Consider the following 14569-nt stretch of genomic DNA (forward strand, 5'->3'; position numbering starts at 1 on the left):
AGGATGTTGCATGACGGATCACGCGTTGTTACTGGTCAACCTGGGTTCACCGGCGTCCACTTCGGTGGCGGATGTGCGCAGCTACCTTAACCAGTTTTTGATGGACCCTTATGTGATCGACTTGCCGTGGCCGGTACGTCGATTGCTGGTGTCGCTGATCCTGATCAAGCGCCCCGAGCAGTCGGCCCATGCCTATGCGTCGATCTGGTGGGATGAAGGTTCGCCGCTGGTTGTGCTCAGTCGTCGCCTGCAACAGCAGATGACGGCGCAGTGGACACAAGGCCCGGTGGAACTGGCCATGCGTTATGGCGAGCCGTCCCTGGAAACGACACTGACGCGCCTCGCCACCCAGGGTATTCAGAAGATCACCCTGGCGCCGTTGTACCCGCAGTTCGCCGACAGCACCGTGACCACGGTGATCGAAGAAGCCCGGCGCGTGGTGCGAAGCAAGAAACTGAATGTGCGACTCTCGATTCTGCAGCCGTTCTACGACCAGCCGGAATACCTTGATGCCCTGGCGGCGAGCGCACGGCGTTATGTCGAGCAGGATTACGATCACTTGCTGCTGAGCTTCCATGGTTTGCCCGAGCGCCACCTGACTAAGCTCGACCCGACTGGCCAGCATTGTTTCAAGGATGCCGACTGCTGCAAGAAAGCCTCGCCTGAAGTGCTTGCCAAATGCTATCGCGCACAATGTTTCAGTGTTGCCCGCGATGTAGCCGCCCGCCTGGGTTTGCCGGATGGCAAATGGTCGGTGGCGTTTCAATCGCGTCTGGGCCGTGCGAAGTGGATCGAGCCCTACACTGAAGCTCGCCTGGAGGCGCTGGCCCAACAAGGCGTGAAAAAGCTGCTGGTGATGTGCCCGGCGTTTGTGGCCGATTGCATCGAGACCCTGGAAGAAATTGGCGATCGCGGGTTGGAGCAATTCCGTGAGGCGGGGGGCGAGGAGTTGGTGTTGGTGCCGTGCTTGAATGATGATCCGCAGTGGGCGGCGGCGCTCAATACTTTGTGCGAAAGAGCGCCGTTGTCCCTATAGGCTGAGGCTCAAGCTGACGGTGAGATTGCGCGGTTCGCCGGGGCTGATCCAGTAGTTGCTGTAGGACCGCTCGTAGTACTTCTCGTCAAACAGGTTGTTCAGATTCAGGCCCACAGTCACGTTCTCGGTGGCTTTGTAGTGCGCCAGCAAATCCACGGTGTGGTAGGCCGGCAGTTCAAAACTGCTGCCGGCTTCACCCGAGCGGTCTCCCACATAGGTGAACGCCGCGCCCACGTCTGAGCCGCGCAAGGCGCCGTCCTGGAATTCATACACCCCCAACAGACTGCCGCTGCGCTTGGCCACGCCGAGAATGCGGCTGCCCGCCGGAATGGCCTTGTCGCCCTTGGTCACCTCGGCGTCAATGTAGGCGAAGGCGCCGATCACTCGCACCGCGTCGGTCAGTTGCCCGGTCAGTTGCAGATCAAAGCCCTGGCTGCGCGCCTTGCCCATTGCACGGTTGGTGTTGGTGGCCGGGTCCAGGGCCAATACGTTTTCCTTTTCTATATGGAACGCCGCGAGGGTAGCGCTGAGGCGGTCGTCGAACAGCTCGCTCTTGATCCCAACTTCATAACCCACGCCTTCTTCGGGCTTGAAGGTGTTACCTGTCGCGTCCAGGCCGCTGTTGGGTTTGAACGAAGTGGAGGCGTTGGCGAACACGCCGACTTCGGGGGTGAGTTGATAAAGCAGGCCGGCGCGCTGGGTAAGAGCGTCGTGAGTTTGCCGGCTCGGTGGGACATTTCGAGTGAAGTCGTCGACGGTTTGCTGGAAATGCTCGAAGCGTGCGCCGACCATGCCGCGCAGGCGATCGGTAAAGACGATCTGGTCTTGCAGGTTAAGCGCGTGGCTTTTGGTGTGCTCGAAAAAGTCGGTGCCGGAGCGTATGCCATTGGGTTTGGTTTGGCCGTAGACCGGGTTGTAGATGTCGATGGCGTACGAGCTACCGGGGCTGCCGGCGATGGCCGTCACGCGTTCCTTCTTGCGGTAGTCCTCGTATTCAGTGCCGATCAACAGTTCATGCTGCCAGCTGCCGACGTCGAACAGGCCGCGCAGTTCCAACTGGGTGATGCTGTCGTGCCAGCCCATGGAGCGTTCGCGGTAGCGGCGGTTTAGGGTATGGCCATCTGCATTGAGAGCGCGGTTTTCCGAGGCGTCGCCCCACAGGCTACCTTGTTTGTAGTGGCTGGCCAGGCGCAGTTTCCAGGCGTCGTTTAGGTGATGTTCGAGGGTCGCCTGGATGCGATTGTTGTGGTTGTCGATGTCACCGTCGTTGGGTTCGCCGAGGAAGGTTTCGCGTGACAGGCCGGGGGCGTCGACGATGCCACGGTCGAAGGTTGAGCTGTGGCGCACGAATTCACTTTCGACGAGCAGGCTGGTGTCTGGGTCCAATTGCCAACTGAACGAGGGCGCGACGAACACGCGCTTGCTCTGCACGTGATCGCGGAAGCTGTGGCTGTCTTCCACTGCCAGGTTGACCCGCGACAGCACGTGGCCTTCGTTGTCCAGCGGCGTGTTGACGTCGAGAGCGGTGCGATAACGGTCCCAACTACCGGCACTGGTTTGCAGGGTAGTGAAGGCTTCTGGCTGAGGTTTTTTGGTCACGATATTCACGGTGCCCCCTGGGTCGCCACGCCCGTACAAACTGGCCGCGGGGCCTTTGAGCACTTCGATGCGTTCGATAGTGGCCGCGTCCGGTGTGCTCGGGTAACCACGGTTGGCGCTGAAACCGTCTTGATAGAACTCTGAGGTCGTGAAGCCGCGCACGCTGTATTCGTAGAGTGTCAGGCCGCCAAAGTTATTTTGCTTGGATACGCCGCCCGCGAATTCCAGGGCGCGTTCCACGTTGGTGCTTCCCAGGTCCTTGAGCACCGTGGCCGGAATAACGCTGATGGATTGTGGGATATCGCGCAGGGCCGTGTCGGTTTTAGTCGCACTGGCTGAACGCGTGGCGCGGTAGCCCTTCACTGGGCCGGTTGCGGATTCATAGGCGTCGGTGGTGACGCTGATGGTATCGAGTTCGACGGTGGTTTCTTCGGCAAAAGCGGGATCAAGCAGCAAGCCCAAGGCCAGGCCAGCCAAGGGGGCAATTCTTCGAGACGGCATGATAGAGCATTCCAATAGCGATATTGAAACAATATAACATGACCAATGAGAATGAATCGCTATGAAATGTTGGCTTGTAGGTGCCCGCGAACGGGCACCTGAGCGAAGCGGCTTATTCCTCTTCTTTAACTGGAGCCGGCGGCGGGCGCAGTCCGATTTCCGCCGACAACTTGATCTCTTTGCCGTTGCGCATCACCAGGATCGTCACCTTATCGGTCGGCTTGATCCGTGCCACCTGGTTCATCGATTTGCGACCATCACCCGCCGGTTCGCCGTTGATGCTCAGGATCACGTCACCCAATTGCAGCCCGGCTTTTTGTGCCGGACCGTCGCGGAAGATCCCGGCGACCACAATGCCTGGGCGCCCGGTCAGGCCAAACGACTCGGCCAGTTCCTTGGTCAGCGGCTGCACTTCGATCCCCAGCCAGCCGCGAATCACTTGGCCGTGCTCGATGATCGACTTCATCACTTCCATCGCCAGCTTCACCGGGATCGCAAAACCGATGCCCTGGGAACCGCCCGACTTGGAGAAAATCGCCGTGTTGATACCGGTCAAGTTGCCATTGGCATCCACCAGCGCGCCGCCGGAGTTGCCAGGGTTGATCGCCGCGTCGGTCTGGATGAAATCTTCGTAGCTGTTAAGCCCCAGCTGGTTGCGTCCGGTGGCGCTGATGATGCCCATGGTCACCGTCTGTCCCACCCCGAACGGGTTGCCGATGGCCAGTGCCACATCACCCACCCGCAGTCCATCGGAGCGGCCGAGAGTGATGGACGGCAGGCTTTTCAAATCGATCTTCAATACCGCCAGATCCGTTTCCGGGTCGCTGCCCACCACACGAGCCAGGGTCTCGCGACCATCACGCAGGGCCACCACAATCTGGTCGGCGCCGGTGGTCACGTGGTTGTTGGTGAGGATGTAGCCCTCGGGGCTCATGATCACCCCGGAACCCAGGCTGGATTCCATGCGCCGTTGCTTGGGCCCGTTGTCGCCGAAATAGCGGCGGAACTGTGGGTCTTCAAACAGCGGATGCGCTGGTTTGTTGATGACCTTGGTGGTGTACAGGTTGACCACTGCCGGCGCGGCAATGACCACTGCGTCCGCGTATGTCACCGGGCCTTGTACCACCGCGCTGGTTTGCGGTGCCTGTTGCAGGTTCACATCAAGGCTCGGTAAGCCCACCCATTGGGGGAAACGCTGAATAATCAGCATCGCGATCAGCACGCCAGCCAACAATGGCCATCCAAAAAAACGCAGTGCCTTGAGCATCAAGTAAGTCCTGACAGGTTGCAGGGGGCGGGAGAGCGCCCATAATGTCGCGCATTATACGAGGCTGCGAGCGCCTCGGAACGGGATATTTAGGAGTCTTTTATGGCCGTCCCCCTTACCACCCTCGTTGAGGAAGCAGACCGCTACCTCGGCAGTGCAAAAATCCCCGACTACTGCCCCAACGGGCTGCAAGTCGAAGGTCGCCCGCAGGTGATGCGCATCGTCAGCGGCGTGACCGCCAGCCAAGCCCTGCTGGACGCAGCCGTCGAAGCCCAGGCCGATTTGATCCTGGTGCACCACGGTTATTTCTGGAAAGGCGAAAACCCCTGCATCACCGGCATGAAGCAACGGCGACTGAAAACCCTGCTCAAGCACGACATCAGTCTGCTGGCCTACCACCTGCCGTTGGACCTGCACCCCGACGTCGGCAACAACGTGCAGCTTGCCAAGCAGTTGGACATCACCGTCGAGGGCCCGCTGGACCCAAGTAACCCCAAGATCGTCGGCCTCGTCGGCTCCCTCGCCGAACCTTTGTCGCCCCGTGACTTCGCCCGCCGCGTACAGGACGTCATGGGCCGCGAACCGCTGCTGATCGAAGGCAGCGAGATGATCCGCCGCGTCGGCTGGTGCACCGGCGGTGGCCAAGGCTACATCGACCATGGGATTGCCGCCGGCGTTGATCTGTTCCTCAGCGGTGAAGCTTCCGAGCAAACTTTCCACAGTGCGCGGGAAAACGACATCAGCTTCATCGCCGCCGGGCACCACGCAACCGAGCGCTACGGTGTGCAGGCTTTGGGAGATTATTTAGCGCGACGTTTCGCCTTGGAGCATCTGTTTATCGATTGTCCCAACCCGATTTGAGCGCCAAACCTGGGGGCATATTCTTATATCGTTTCGATCTAGCTGGCTCCCTGAATAGAAGAAGGTGCTGTGCTAGCATGCCTCGCTCGAACACGGCCCGCTGGCCGTCCATAAGATCGTTTTTCCGTGAGTAGCCATGGTCGACAAACTGACGCATCTGAAACAGCTGGAGGCGGAAAGCATCCACATCATCCGCGAGGTCGCCGCCGAGTTCGACAACCCGGTGATGCTCTACTCGATCGGTAAAGACTCCGCCGTGATGTTGCATCTGGCACGCAAGGCCTTCTTCCCGGGCAAACTGCCGTTCCCGGTGATGCACGTCGATACCCGCTGGAAATTCCAGGAGATGTACGCGTTCCGCGACAAGATGGTCGAAGAACTGGGCCTGGACCTGATCACCCACGTCAATCCCGATGGTGTTGCGCAGGGCATCAACCCGTTCACCCACGGCAGCGCCAAACACACCGACATCATGAAGACCGAAGGCCTTAAGCAGGCATTGGACAAGCATGGTTTCGACGCTGCCTTCGGCGGTGCCCGTCGCGATGAAGAGAAATCCCGTGCCAAAGAGCGCGTGTACTCGTTCCGCGACAGCAAGCACCGCTGGGATCCGAAGAACCAGCGCCCCGAGCTGTGGAATGTCTACAACGGCAACGTCAACAAGGGTGAGTCGATCCGTGTGTTCCCGCTGTCCAACTGGACCGAGCTGGACATCTGGCAGTACATCTACCTTGAAGGCATCCCGATCGTGCCGCTGTACTTTGCCGCCGAACGCGATGTCATCGAGAAGAACGGCACGTTGATCATGATCGACGACGACCGCATCCTCGAGCACCTGTCCGACGAAGACAAAGCCCGTATCGTCAAAAAGAAAGTACGTTTCCGTACCCTTGGCTGCTACCCGTTGACGGGCGCGGTGGAGTCCGAAGCCGAGACGCTGACGGACATCATTCAGGAAATGCTCCTGACGCGAACTTCCGAGCGCCAGGGCCGTGTCATCGACCACGATGGTGCAGGCTCGATGGAAGATAAAAAACGTCAAGGCTATTTCTAAGGGGCTGTCATGTCGCATCAATCTGATTTGATCAGCGAGGACATCCTCGCCTACCTGGGCCAGCACGAGCGCAAAGAGATGTTGCGCTTCCTGACCTGCGGCAACGTCGACGACGGCAAAAGCACCCTGATCGGGCGCCTGCTGCACGACTCCAAGATGATCTACGAAGATCACCTGGAAGCCATTACCCGCGATTCGAAGAAGTCCGGCACCACCGGTGATGACATCGACCTGGCGTTGCTGGTCGACGGCCTGCAGGCCGAGCGTGAGCAGGGCATCACCATCGATGTTGCCTACCGCTACTTCTCCACCGCCAAACGCAAATTCATCATCGCCGACACTCCTGGCCATGAGCAGTACACCCGCAACATGGCTACCGGTGCCTCCACCTGTGACCTGGCGATCATCCTGATCGATGCCCGCTACGGTGTGCAGACCCAGACCCGTCGCCACAGCTTCATCGCCTCGTTGCTGGGCATCAAGCACATCGTCGTTGCCATCAACAAGATGGACATCAATGGCTTTGACCAAAGCGTATTCGAGTCGATCAAGGCTGATTACCTGAAGTTCGCCGACGGTATCGCGTTCAAGCCGAGCACCCTGGCATTCGTGCCGATGTCGGCGCTCAAGGGTGACAACGTGGTGAACAAGAGCGAGCGTTCGCCTTGGTACACCGGCCAGTCGCTGATGGAAATCCTCGAAACCGTCGAGATTGCCAACGACCGCAACTACACCGACCTGCGTTTCCCGGTGCAGTACGTTAACCGTCCAAACCTTAACTTCCGCGGTTTCGCCGGCACCCTGGCCAGCGGCATCGTGCATAAGGGCGACGAAATCGTTGTTCTGCCATCGGGCAAGAGCAGCCGCGTCAAATCCATTGTCACCTTCGACGGTGAACTGGAGCACGCCGGCCCAGGTCAGGCCGTGACCCTGACCATGGAAGACGAGATTGACATCTCCCGTGGCGACCTGTTGGTGCATGCCGACAACGTGCCGCAAGTGACTGACGCCTTCGACGCCATGCTGGTGTGGATGGCCGAAGAACCGATGCTGCCGGGCAAGAAATACGACATCAAGCGCGCCACCAGCTATGTGCCGGGTTCCATCACCAGCATCGTGCACCGCGTGGACGTGAACACCCTGGCCGAAGGCCCGGCGAGTTCGTTGCAACTGAATGAGATTGGCCGGGTCAAGGTCAGCCTCGACGCCGCCATCGCGTTGGACGGTTACGACAGCAATCGCACCACGGGCGCGTTTATTGTCATCGACCGTTTGACCAACGGCACCGTCGCCGCGGGCATGATCATCGCACCGCCTGTTACCCACGGCAGCGCGGCGCAGCACGGCAAGTTGGCTCATGTGGCCACTGAAGAACGTGCCCAGCGCTTTGGCCAGCAACCGGCCACCGTTCTGTTCAGCGGCCTCTCGGGCGCTGGCAAAAGCACCTTGGCCTACGCGGTTGAGCGCAAGCTGTTCGACATGGGCCGTGCAGTGTTCGTACTGGATGGTCAGAACCTACGCCACGACCTGAACAAAGGCTTGCCTCAGGATCGTGCCGGGCGCACCGAGAACTGGCGTCGTGCTGCTCACGTGGCGCGTCAGTTCAACGAGGCCGGCCTGCTGACCCTGGCGGCGTTCGTTGCCCCGGATGCCGAAGGCCGTGAACAGGCCAAGGCGCTGATTGGCAGCAACCGCTTGCTGACCGTCTACGTGCAAGCGTCGCCGTTGGTGTGCGCCGAGCGTGATCCGCAAGGTTTGTACGCTGCCGGTGGGGATAACATCCCTGGCGAGTCCTTCCCGTACGACGTGCCGTTGAATGCCGATCTGGTACTCGACACCCAGGCTCTGTCGTTGGAAGAGAGCGTCAAGCAAGTGCTGGAGCTGTTGCGTCAGCGCGGCGCGATCTAAACTTCGCGGCCACAAAAAAGCCCGCCACCGAGTGATCGGTGGCGGGCTTTTTCACATCTTCAAGATCGGGCGCGGTCAGATGTGGGAGGGGGCTTGCCCCCCGATAGCGGGGGGTCCGCTACGGCTGCATCAACTGATACTCCCTCATCGGGGGCAAGCCCCCTCCCGCAGGTTGATCATCGCTTGCTTGGGAATTCGGTGTGAAGCTGCTCCAGCAACGCATCCTTGGTTTCCCACAGCTGGTTAATCCACCCCTGGAACGCCAGCCGATACTCCGCATCCTGCTCATAATTCCTGCCGACGAACTCGGCTGGAATCTGCACCTCTTCAAACTGCACCACCACGTCCTGCACCTTGCCGCAGAGCAAGTCCCAATACCCAGGGCGTCCGCCAGGGTAGTGAATGGTCACGTTGACCAGTGATTTCAGCTGTTCCCCCATGGCATCCAACACAAACGCGATTCCGCCCGCCTTGGGTTTGAGCAAGTAGCGAAACGGCGACTTCTGCTGGGCATGTTTGCCCGGCGTAAACCGAGTGCCTTCGGCAAAGTTGAAAATCCCTACCGGGTTTGCGCGAAACTTCGCACAGGTCTTGCGGGTGGTTTCCAGGTCTTTACCTTTCTTCTCCGGGTGTTTCTCCAGGTAAGCCTTGGTGTAGCGCTTCATGAACGGAAAGCCCAACGCCCACCACGCCAGACCAATCACCGGCACCCAGATCAATTCCTGCTTGAGGAAGAACTTCAGCGGTCGAATCCGTCGATTGAGCACGTATTGCAACACCATGATGTCGACCCAGCTCTGGTGGTTGCTGGTCACTAGGTACGAGTGCTGATAGTCCAGCCCTTCAAGGCCTTTGAGATGCCAACGCGTTCGCTGTACCAGGTTCATCCAGCCCTTGTTGTTAGTTACCCAGGCTTCGTGGGTGTGGTTCATCAGCCATTCGCTGAAGCGTTTGGCAAACGGTAGCGCCTTGAACAGCGCGACGATGAACAGGAATGAACACAGCAGTATCGTGTTCAGTGCCAGCAACAGCGAAGCGATGACCCCGCGCACGGCGGCAGGTAGAAAATCCAGCATTTAGATATCCATTGGTCGGTTGGCGGCTTGGATCGCAGTCAGTGCGATGGTGTACACGATGTCGTCGACCTGGGCACCACGGGGCAGGTCGTTGACCGGTTTGCGCAGGCCCTGCAGCATCGGGCCAAGGCTTACGCAGTCGGCGCTGCGTTGCACGGCTTTGTGGGTGGTGTTACCGGTGTTCAGATCGGGGAAGACGAACACCGTGGCTTTGCCGGCGACCTGGCTGTTGGGCGCCAATTGCCGCGCTACGTTTTCGTTGGCGGCGGCGTCGTATTGCAGCGGGCCGTCGATCAGCAGCGAGCTTTGCTGCTCGTGGGCGAGCAGGGTGGCCTCGCGGACTTTTTCCACTTCTTCTCCGCTGGCTGAATCACCGCTGGAATAACTGATCATCGCCACACGTGGGGTAATGCCGAATGCCGCCGCCGAATCGGCGCTTTGCAGGGCGATTTCCGCCAGTTCCGCAGCGCTTGGGTGCGGGTTCATCACGCAGTCGCCGTAGACCAGCACCTGCTCGGGGAACAGCATGAAGAACACGGACGACACCAGGGTGCAGCCCGGCGCCGTTTTGATCAGCTGCAGGGCAGGGCGGATGGTGTTCGCGGTGGAGTGGATAACGCCAGAGACCAGGCCGTCCACTTCGTCCAGCGCGAGCATCATCGTGGCGATCACCACGGTGTCTTCCAATTGTTGCTCGGCCATTGGCGCGTTGAGGCTCTTACTTTTGCGCAGCGCGACCATCGGTTCGACGTAGCGTTGGCGGATCAGGTCCGGGTCGAGAATCTCAAGGCCATCGGGCAATTCGATGCCTTGGGCGCGGGCGACGGCTTCCACGTCTGCCGGCTTGGCCAGCAGCACGCAGCGCGCGATGCCCCTTGCCTGGCAGATAGCGGCGGCTTGCACGGTCAGCGGCTCGCTGCCTTCGGGCAGCACAATGCGTTTGTTGGCAGCCTGGGCGCGTTGGATCAACTGGTAGCGGAACACCGCCGGCGATAGACGCATCTCCCGCGGCGTGCCGCAGCGCTGGTGCAGCCAGCGCGCGTCGAGGTGGCTGGCGACGAAATCGGTGATGATCTCCGCACGCTCACGGTCATCAATGGGGATTTCCTTGTTGAGGTTGTTGAGCAGGTTAGCGGTCTCGTAGGAACCGGTACTCACCGACAAAACCGGCAGCCCAGCCTGGAAGGCGCCGCGGCACAGATCCATGATGCGCGGGTCGGGCAGGGTATCGCTGGTCAGCAGCAGGCCGGCCAGGGGTACGCCGTTGATCGCGGCCAGGCTGACGGCGAGGATGATGTCGTCACGGTCGCCGGGGGTCACCACCAGCACGCCGGGCTTGAGCAGCTCTACGGTGTTACGCATGGTGCGGGCGCAAATGATGATTTTGGTCATGCGCCGAGTTTCGTAGTCGCCGGCGTTGAGGATCTGCGCGCCCATCAGGTCGGCTACGTCGCGGGTGCGCGGCGCGTTGAGTTCCGGCTGGTACGGGATGCAGCCCAGCAGGCGGAAGTCACCGCTGCGCAACAGCGGCGAATGTTCTTTCAGGCGTGCCGAGAAAGCTTCCATGCTTTCGTCGGTGCGTACTTTGTTGAGGATTACGCCGAGTACCTTCGGGTCTTTCGGGCCGCCGAACAACTGGGCCTGCAATTCCACGCGGCCTGAGAGTTCGGTAAGCACTTCGTTTTCCGGAGCGGAGACTAGAATCACTTCAGCGTCCAGGCTCTTGGCCAAGTGCAGGTTGACCCGCGCCGCGTAGCTGGCATTGCGGGTCGGCACCATGCCTTCGACGATCAGCACATCCTTGCCCACCGCGGCCTGCTGATACAGCGTGATAATTTCTTCGAGCAGTTCATCCAGCTGGCCGTCGCCGAGCATCCGCTCTACATGGGCGAGGCCCAGGGGTTGTGGAGGCTTCAGGCCGTGGGTGCGTGCCACCAGTTCGGTGGAGCGTTCTGGGCCGGTGTCGCCAGGATGCGGTTGGGCAATCGGCTTGAAGAAGCCGACTTTCAGCCCGGCCCGTTCAAGGGTGCGCACCAGCCCTAGGCTGATGGAGGTCAGACCCACACCAAAATCGGTGGGCGCGATAAAAAAAGTCTGCATGCGAATTCTCTGGAGGTGCATGGCTTCGGTGGCGCTCTATGGCTGAGTGCCTACCGGGAATCAGGCGTCAAGGTTATCGTTATTCGGCGCTTGCGCACACCAGCCGCAGGCAAAGGGCTGGCCTATTTTTTCCAGGCGCTGTGCGGGGTCGAGTACCCACGCGCGGGATTGCCACGGCGGCTGGTGGCGCAGGTGCTGGGTATGGCCGCATGACAGCTCGGCCACCCAATGCCCTTCTTCGTCCGAATGAAAACCGATGATCATGACCGTTGATTGGTCCCGTCCGTCCGGGTTCCGTTCGCTTTCGGGCAAATCCTTGTTTAGACTTGTCCGTTCTTCATTCTTATGCAAAAGGTCTCGCCCCATGACGATCGCCGCTAACAAGGCTGTCTCCATCGACTATACCCTGACCAACGACGCTGGTGAGGTCATCGACAGCTCCGCCGGCGGCGCGCCGCTGGTCTACCTGCAAGGCGCAGGTAATATCATCCCAGGCCTGGAAAAGGCCCTGGAAGGCAAGGCAGTTGGTGATGAACTGACCGTAGCCGTAGAACCTGAAGATGCCTACGGCGAATACTCTGCTGAACTGGTCAGCACTTTGAGCCGCAGCATGTTCGAAGGCGTTGACGAGCTGGAAGTGGGCATGCAGTTCCACGCTTCCGCGCCGGACGGCCAAATGCAGATCGTGACCATCCGTGATCTGGACGGCGACGACGTAACCGTCGACGGCAACCACCCTCTGGCTGGTCAGCGCCTGAACTTCCAAGTGAAGATCGTTGCCATCCGCGACGCTTCCCAGGAAGAAGTTGCTCACGGCCACGTTCACGGTGAAGGCGGTCATCAGCACTGATTGATGCGTTAATCAGCTGATAGCAAAAACGCCCCGACTGGTTCGGGGCTTTTTTTTGTGCCTGAAATCATCACTGCTCCATCTGTGGCAGGGGGCAAGCCCACTCTCGCATGTGTTTTCAGGCACAAACAAAAATGCCCCGGACCTTTCGGTACGGGGCATTTCCTAACTGTTTCGCAACCAAGGTTACGTAGCAGTTGTTACCACTTAGGCTGCAGCAGCAACGCTCAGAGCCTTGATGTGGCCATTCAGGCGGCTCTTATGGCGAGCGGCCTTGTTCTTGTGGATGATGCCTTTATCGGCCATACGGTCGATAACTGGCACAGCCAGAACGTAAGCTGCTTGAGCTTTTTCAGCGTCTTTGGTGTCGATGGCTTTAACTACATTCTTGATGTAGGTACGAACCATGGAACGCAGGCTGGCGTTGTGGCTGCGACGCTTCTCAGCCTGTTTTGCACGTTTTTTGGCGGAAGGTGTGTTGGCCACCGTCGAGCTCCTCGAAAGACTTTTTAGGAAATAGCAAACAAAATAGGCCGCGAATCATGCCGATGACTTGATGTGTTGTCAAGGGCGGCTGATGCGAACTGCTGAGTGGTCGATCTGAAGAGGCGGGTGATTTATTTCCGGCGCTTGACCTGTAAACTCGCGAGCTTTGGCTCTGTGCTGTTGCAGGCGCGCAGTATCGCATAAGTGGGCGCTTTGTTCGCCTGCTCTTTATCTATAGGCGCAAACTCTTTCAATGAATCTGCTCAAATCGTTGGCTGCCGTCAGCTCTATCACAATGATCTCCAGGGTTTTGGGGTTCGTGCGTGACACCCTGCTGGCGCGCATTTTTGGCGCCAGCATGGCCACGGATGCCTTCTTTATTGCCTTTAAGTTGCCCAATCTGCTGCGCAGGATCTTCGCTGAAGGCGCATTTTCCCAAGCGTTCGTGCCGATTCTGGCTGAATACAAGACTCAGCAGGGCGAGGAAGCTACTCGTACCTTTATTGCCTACGTTTCGGGCCTGCTGACCCTGGTTTTAATGCTGGTGACCCTCCTCGGAATGCTCGCCGCTCCCTGGGTGATCTGGGCGACGGCCCCCGGTTTTGCCAATACGCCGGAAAAGTTCGCGCTGACCACTGATCTGCTGAGAGTGACCTTTCCTTATATATTGCTGATTTCCCTGTCATCCCTGGCCGGGGCGATCCTCAATACCTGGAACCGGTTTTCGGTGCCGGCGTTCGTGCCAACGTTGCTAAACGTCAGCATGATTATTTTCGCGCTGTTTCTCACGCCGTACTTCGATCCGCCGGTCATGGCCTTGGGTTGGGCGGTGCTGGCCGGTGGTCTGGCGCAATTGCTCTACCAACTGCCGCACCTGAAAAAGATCGGCATGCTCGTGCTGCCTCGCCTGAATCTGAAAGACACCGGCGTCTGGCGCGTGATGCGCAATATGCTGCCGGCGATTCTCGGCGTGTCGGTCAGTCAAATTTCCCTGATTATCAACACGGCCTTTGCCTCGCTGCTGGTATCGGGCTCGGTGTCGTGGATGTATTACGCCGATCGTCTGATGGAGTTGCCTTCCGGCGTGCTCGGCGTGGCCTTGGGCACAATTCTGCTGCCGACCCTGGCGCGTACCTACGCAAGCAAGGACCGCCAGGAGTACTCGCGCATCCTCGATTGGGGCCTGCGCCTGTGTTTCGTCCTGGTGTTGCCGTGCGCCCTTGCGCTGGGGATCCTGGCCGAGCCGCTAACGGTCTCACTGTTCCAATACGGGCAGTTCGACGCCCATGACGCCTTGATGACGCAGCACGCGCTGGTTGCTTACTCCGTTGGCCTGCTCGGAATCATCGTGATCAAAGTGCTGGCGCCTGGCTTCTACGCCCAGCAGAACATCCGCACCCCGGTCAAAATCGCGATTTTCACGCTGATCGTCACGCAACTGCTCAACCTAGTGTTTATCGGCCCGTTGGCTCACGCCGGCCTGGCCCTGGCCATCAGTGCGGGCGCCTGCATCAACGCTGGACTGCTGTTTTATCAGCTGCGCAAACAGCAGATGTTCCAGCCGCAGCCGGGCTGGGGCATGTTTGCCCTGAAATTGCTGGTGGCGGTGGCAATGATGTCGGCGGTTCTGCTTGGGCTGATGCACTTTATGCCAGCGTGGGACCAAGGCCACATGTTAGATCGCTTCATGCGCCTGGGTGCGCTGGTGGTCGCCGGTGTGGTGGTGTACTTCGGTATGTTGCTGCTGCAGGGTTTCCGTCTGCGCGATTTCAATCGCAAGTCGCTGAGCTAGAGAGTTTGCTGCGATAAAACAGGTGTTTTATCGATTCCA

12 protein-coding genes are annotated in these 14569 nt (G+C 59.4%); 6 read left to right on the top strand and 6 right to left on the bottom strand.

The window, feature by feature from the left end:
* The first annotated feature begins 10 nt into the window (after positions 1-10).
* A complete protein-coding gene (gene hemH / locus BW43_RS17415) occupies positions 11-1036 on the top strand; it encodes a ferrochelatase (RefSeq protein ID WP_032886152.1) in 1026 nt (341 codons plus the stop codon).
* Here the strand turns inward: hemH and BW43_RS17410 are convergent.
* Positions 1031-3136: a TonB-dependent siderophore receptor gene (locus BW43_RS17410; RefSeq protein WP_032886156.1), complete on the bottom strand. Its 2106-nt coding sequence runs from the start codon at positions 3134-3136 to the stop codon at positions 1031-1033. The two genes, hemH and BW43_RS17410, sit on opposite strands and share 6 nt — an antisense overlap.
* Positions 3137-3248: 112 nt before the next feature.
* The gene (gene algW, locus BW43_RS17405) at positions 3249-4403 is read right to left on the bottom strand and encodes a Do family serine endopeptidase AlgW (RefSeq protein ID WP_032886161.1); all 1155 of its coding nucleotides are present in this window, start codon (positions 4401-4403) and stop codon (positions 3249-3251) included.
* A 102-nt stretch (positions 4404-4505) separates the two neighbouring features.
* Between algW and BW43_RS17400 the strand changes: the two genes are divergently transcribed.
* From BW43_RS17400 to cysN, 3 genes are all read left to right on the top strand, one after another.
* Positions 4506-5264 carry a Nif3-like dinuclear metal center hexameric protein gene (locus BW43_RS17400; RefSeq protein WP_032886163.1) on the top strand — a complete coding sequence of 253 codons (759 nt, stop codon included), beginning with the start codon at positions 4506-4508 and terminating at the stop codon, positions 5262-5264.
* Positions 5265-5400: 136 nt separating this feature from the next.
* On the top strand, positions 5401-6318 hold the full coding sequence (gene cysD, locus BW43_RS17395; protein ID WP_032886164.1) for a sulfate adenylyltransferase subunit CysD: 918 nt from the start codon (positions 5401-5403) through the stop codon (positions 6316-6318).
* A gap of 9 nt (positions 6319-6327) precedes the next feature.
* Positions 6328-8226 (top strand): sulfate adenylyltransferase subunit CysN, encoded by a 1899-nt coding sequence (gene cysN / locus BW43_RS17390; protein ID WP_032886166.1) that lies wholly within the window; start codon positions 6328-6330, stop codon positions 8224-8226.
* Between the two features lie 176 nt (positions 8227-8402).
* Here the strand turns inward: cysN and BW43_RS17385 are convergent, their stop codons facing one another.
* From BW43_RS17385 to BW43_RS0127410, 3 genes are read right to left on the bottom strand one after another with little or no spacing between them, the layout of a single operon-like run.
* Positions 8403-9302: an acyltransferase gene (locus tag BW43_RS17385; protein WP_032886168.1), complete on the bottom strand. Its 900-nt coding sequence runs from the start codon at positions 9300-9302 to the stop codon at positions 8403-8405.
* Positions 9303-11402, bottom strand: coding sequence for a phosphate acetyltransferase (gene pta / locus BW43_RS17380; RefSeq protein WP_032886170.1), 2100 nt, complete (start codon positions 11400-11402; stop codon positions 9303-9305).
* 60 nt (positions 11403-11462) lie between these two features.
* Positions 11463-11798, bottom strand: a complete 336-nt coding sequence (locus BW43_RS0127410; RefSeq protein WP_032886171.1) for a DUF3565 domain-containing protein — start codon at positions 11796-11798, stop codon at positions 11463-11465.
* Here BW43_RS0127410 and BW43_RS17375 point away from each other — a divergent pair.
* On the top strand, positions 11767-12252 hold the full coding sequence (locus BW43_RS17375; protein ID WP_032886172.1) for a peptidylprolyl isomerase: 486 nt from the start codon (positions 11767-11769) through the stop codon (positions 12250-12252). The two genes, BW43_RS0127410 and BW43_RS17375, sit on opposite strands and share 32 nt — an antisense overlap.
* A 207-nt stretch (positions 12253-12459) precedes the next feature.
* On the opposite strand, the gene rpsT is transcribed toward BW43_RS17375, so the two are convergent.
* Positions 12460-12738 carry a 30S ribosomal protein S20 gene (gene rpsT / locus BW43_RS17370; protein WP_016976313.1) on the bottom strand — a complete coding sequence of 93 codons (279 nt, stop codon included), beginning with the start codon at positions 12736-12738 and terminating at the stop codon, positions 12460-12462.
* 253 nt (positions 12739-12991) lie between these two features.
* Here rpsT and murJ point away from each other — a divergent pair, with 253 nt between their 5' ends.
* On the top strand, positions 12992-14530 hold the full coding sequence (murJ, locus tag BW43_RS17365) for a murein biosynthesis integral membrane protein MurJ (protein ID WP_032886173.1): 1539 nt from the start codon (positions 12992-12994) through the stop codon (positions 14528-14530).
* Positions 14531-14569: the final 39 nt, after the last annotated feature.

Origin of the sequence: Pseudomonas sp. RIT357 (assembly GCF_000632245.1) — a bacterium.
GTDB lineage: Bacteria > Pseudomonadota > Gammaproteobacteria > Pseudomonadales > Pseudomonadaceae > Aquipseudomonas > Aquipseudomonas sivasensis.

Excerpts from the sequence above, each read along its gene's own strand:
- hemH (WP_032886152.1), top strand. The coding sequence starts at position 11 with ATGACGGATCACGCGTTGTTACTGGTCAACCTGGGTTCACCGGCGTCC.
- BW43_RS17410 (WP_032886156.1), bottom strand. The coding sequence starts at position 3,136 with ATGCCGTCTCGAAGAATTGCCCCCTTGGCTGGCCTGGCCTTGGGCTTG.
- algW (WP_032886161.1), bottom strand. The coding sequence starts at position 4,403 with ATGCTCAAGGCACTGCGTTTTTTTGGATGGCCATTGTTGGCTGGCGTG.
- BW43_RS17400 (WP_032886163.1), top strand. The coding sequence starts at position 4,506 with ATGGCCGTCCCCCTTACCACCCTCGTTGAGGAAGCAGACCGCTACCTC.
- cysD (WP_032886164.1), top strand. The coding sequence starts at position 5,401 with ATGGTCGACAAACTGACGCATCTGAAACAGCTGGAGGCGGAAAGCATC.
- cysN (WP_032886166.1), top strand. The coding sequence starts at position 6,328 with ATGTCGCATCAATCTGATTTGATCAGCGAGGACATCCTCGCCTACCTG.
- BW43_RS17385 (WP_032886168.1), bottom strand. The coding sequence starts at position 9,302 with ATGCTGGATTTTCTACCTGCCGCCGTGCGCGGGGTCATCGCTTCGCTG.
- pta (WP_032886170.1), bottom strand. The coding sequence starts at position 11,402 with ATGCAGACTTTTTTTATCGCGCCCACCGATTTTGGTGTGGGTCTGACC.
- BW43_RS17375 (WP_032886172.1), top strand. The coding sequence starts at position 11,767 with ATGACGATCGCCGCTAACAAGGCTGTCTCCATCGACTATACCCTGACC.
- BW43_RS0127410 (WP_032886171.1), bottom strand. The coding sequence starts at position 11,798 with ATGGAGACAGCCTTGTTAGCGGCGATCGTCATGGGGCGAGACCTTTTG.
- murJ (WP_032886173.1), top strand. The coding sequence starts at position 12,992 with ATGAATCTGCTCAAATCGTTGGCTGCCGTCAGCTCTATCACAATGATC.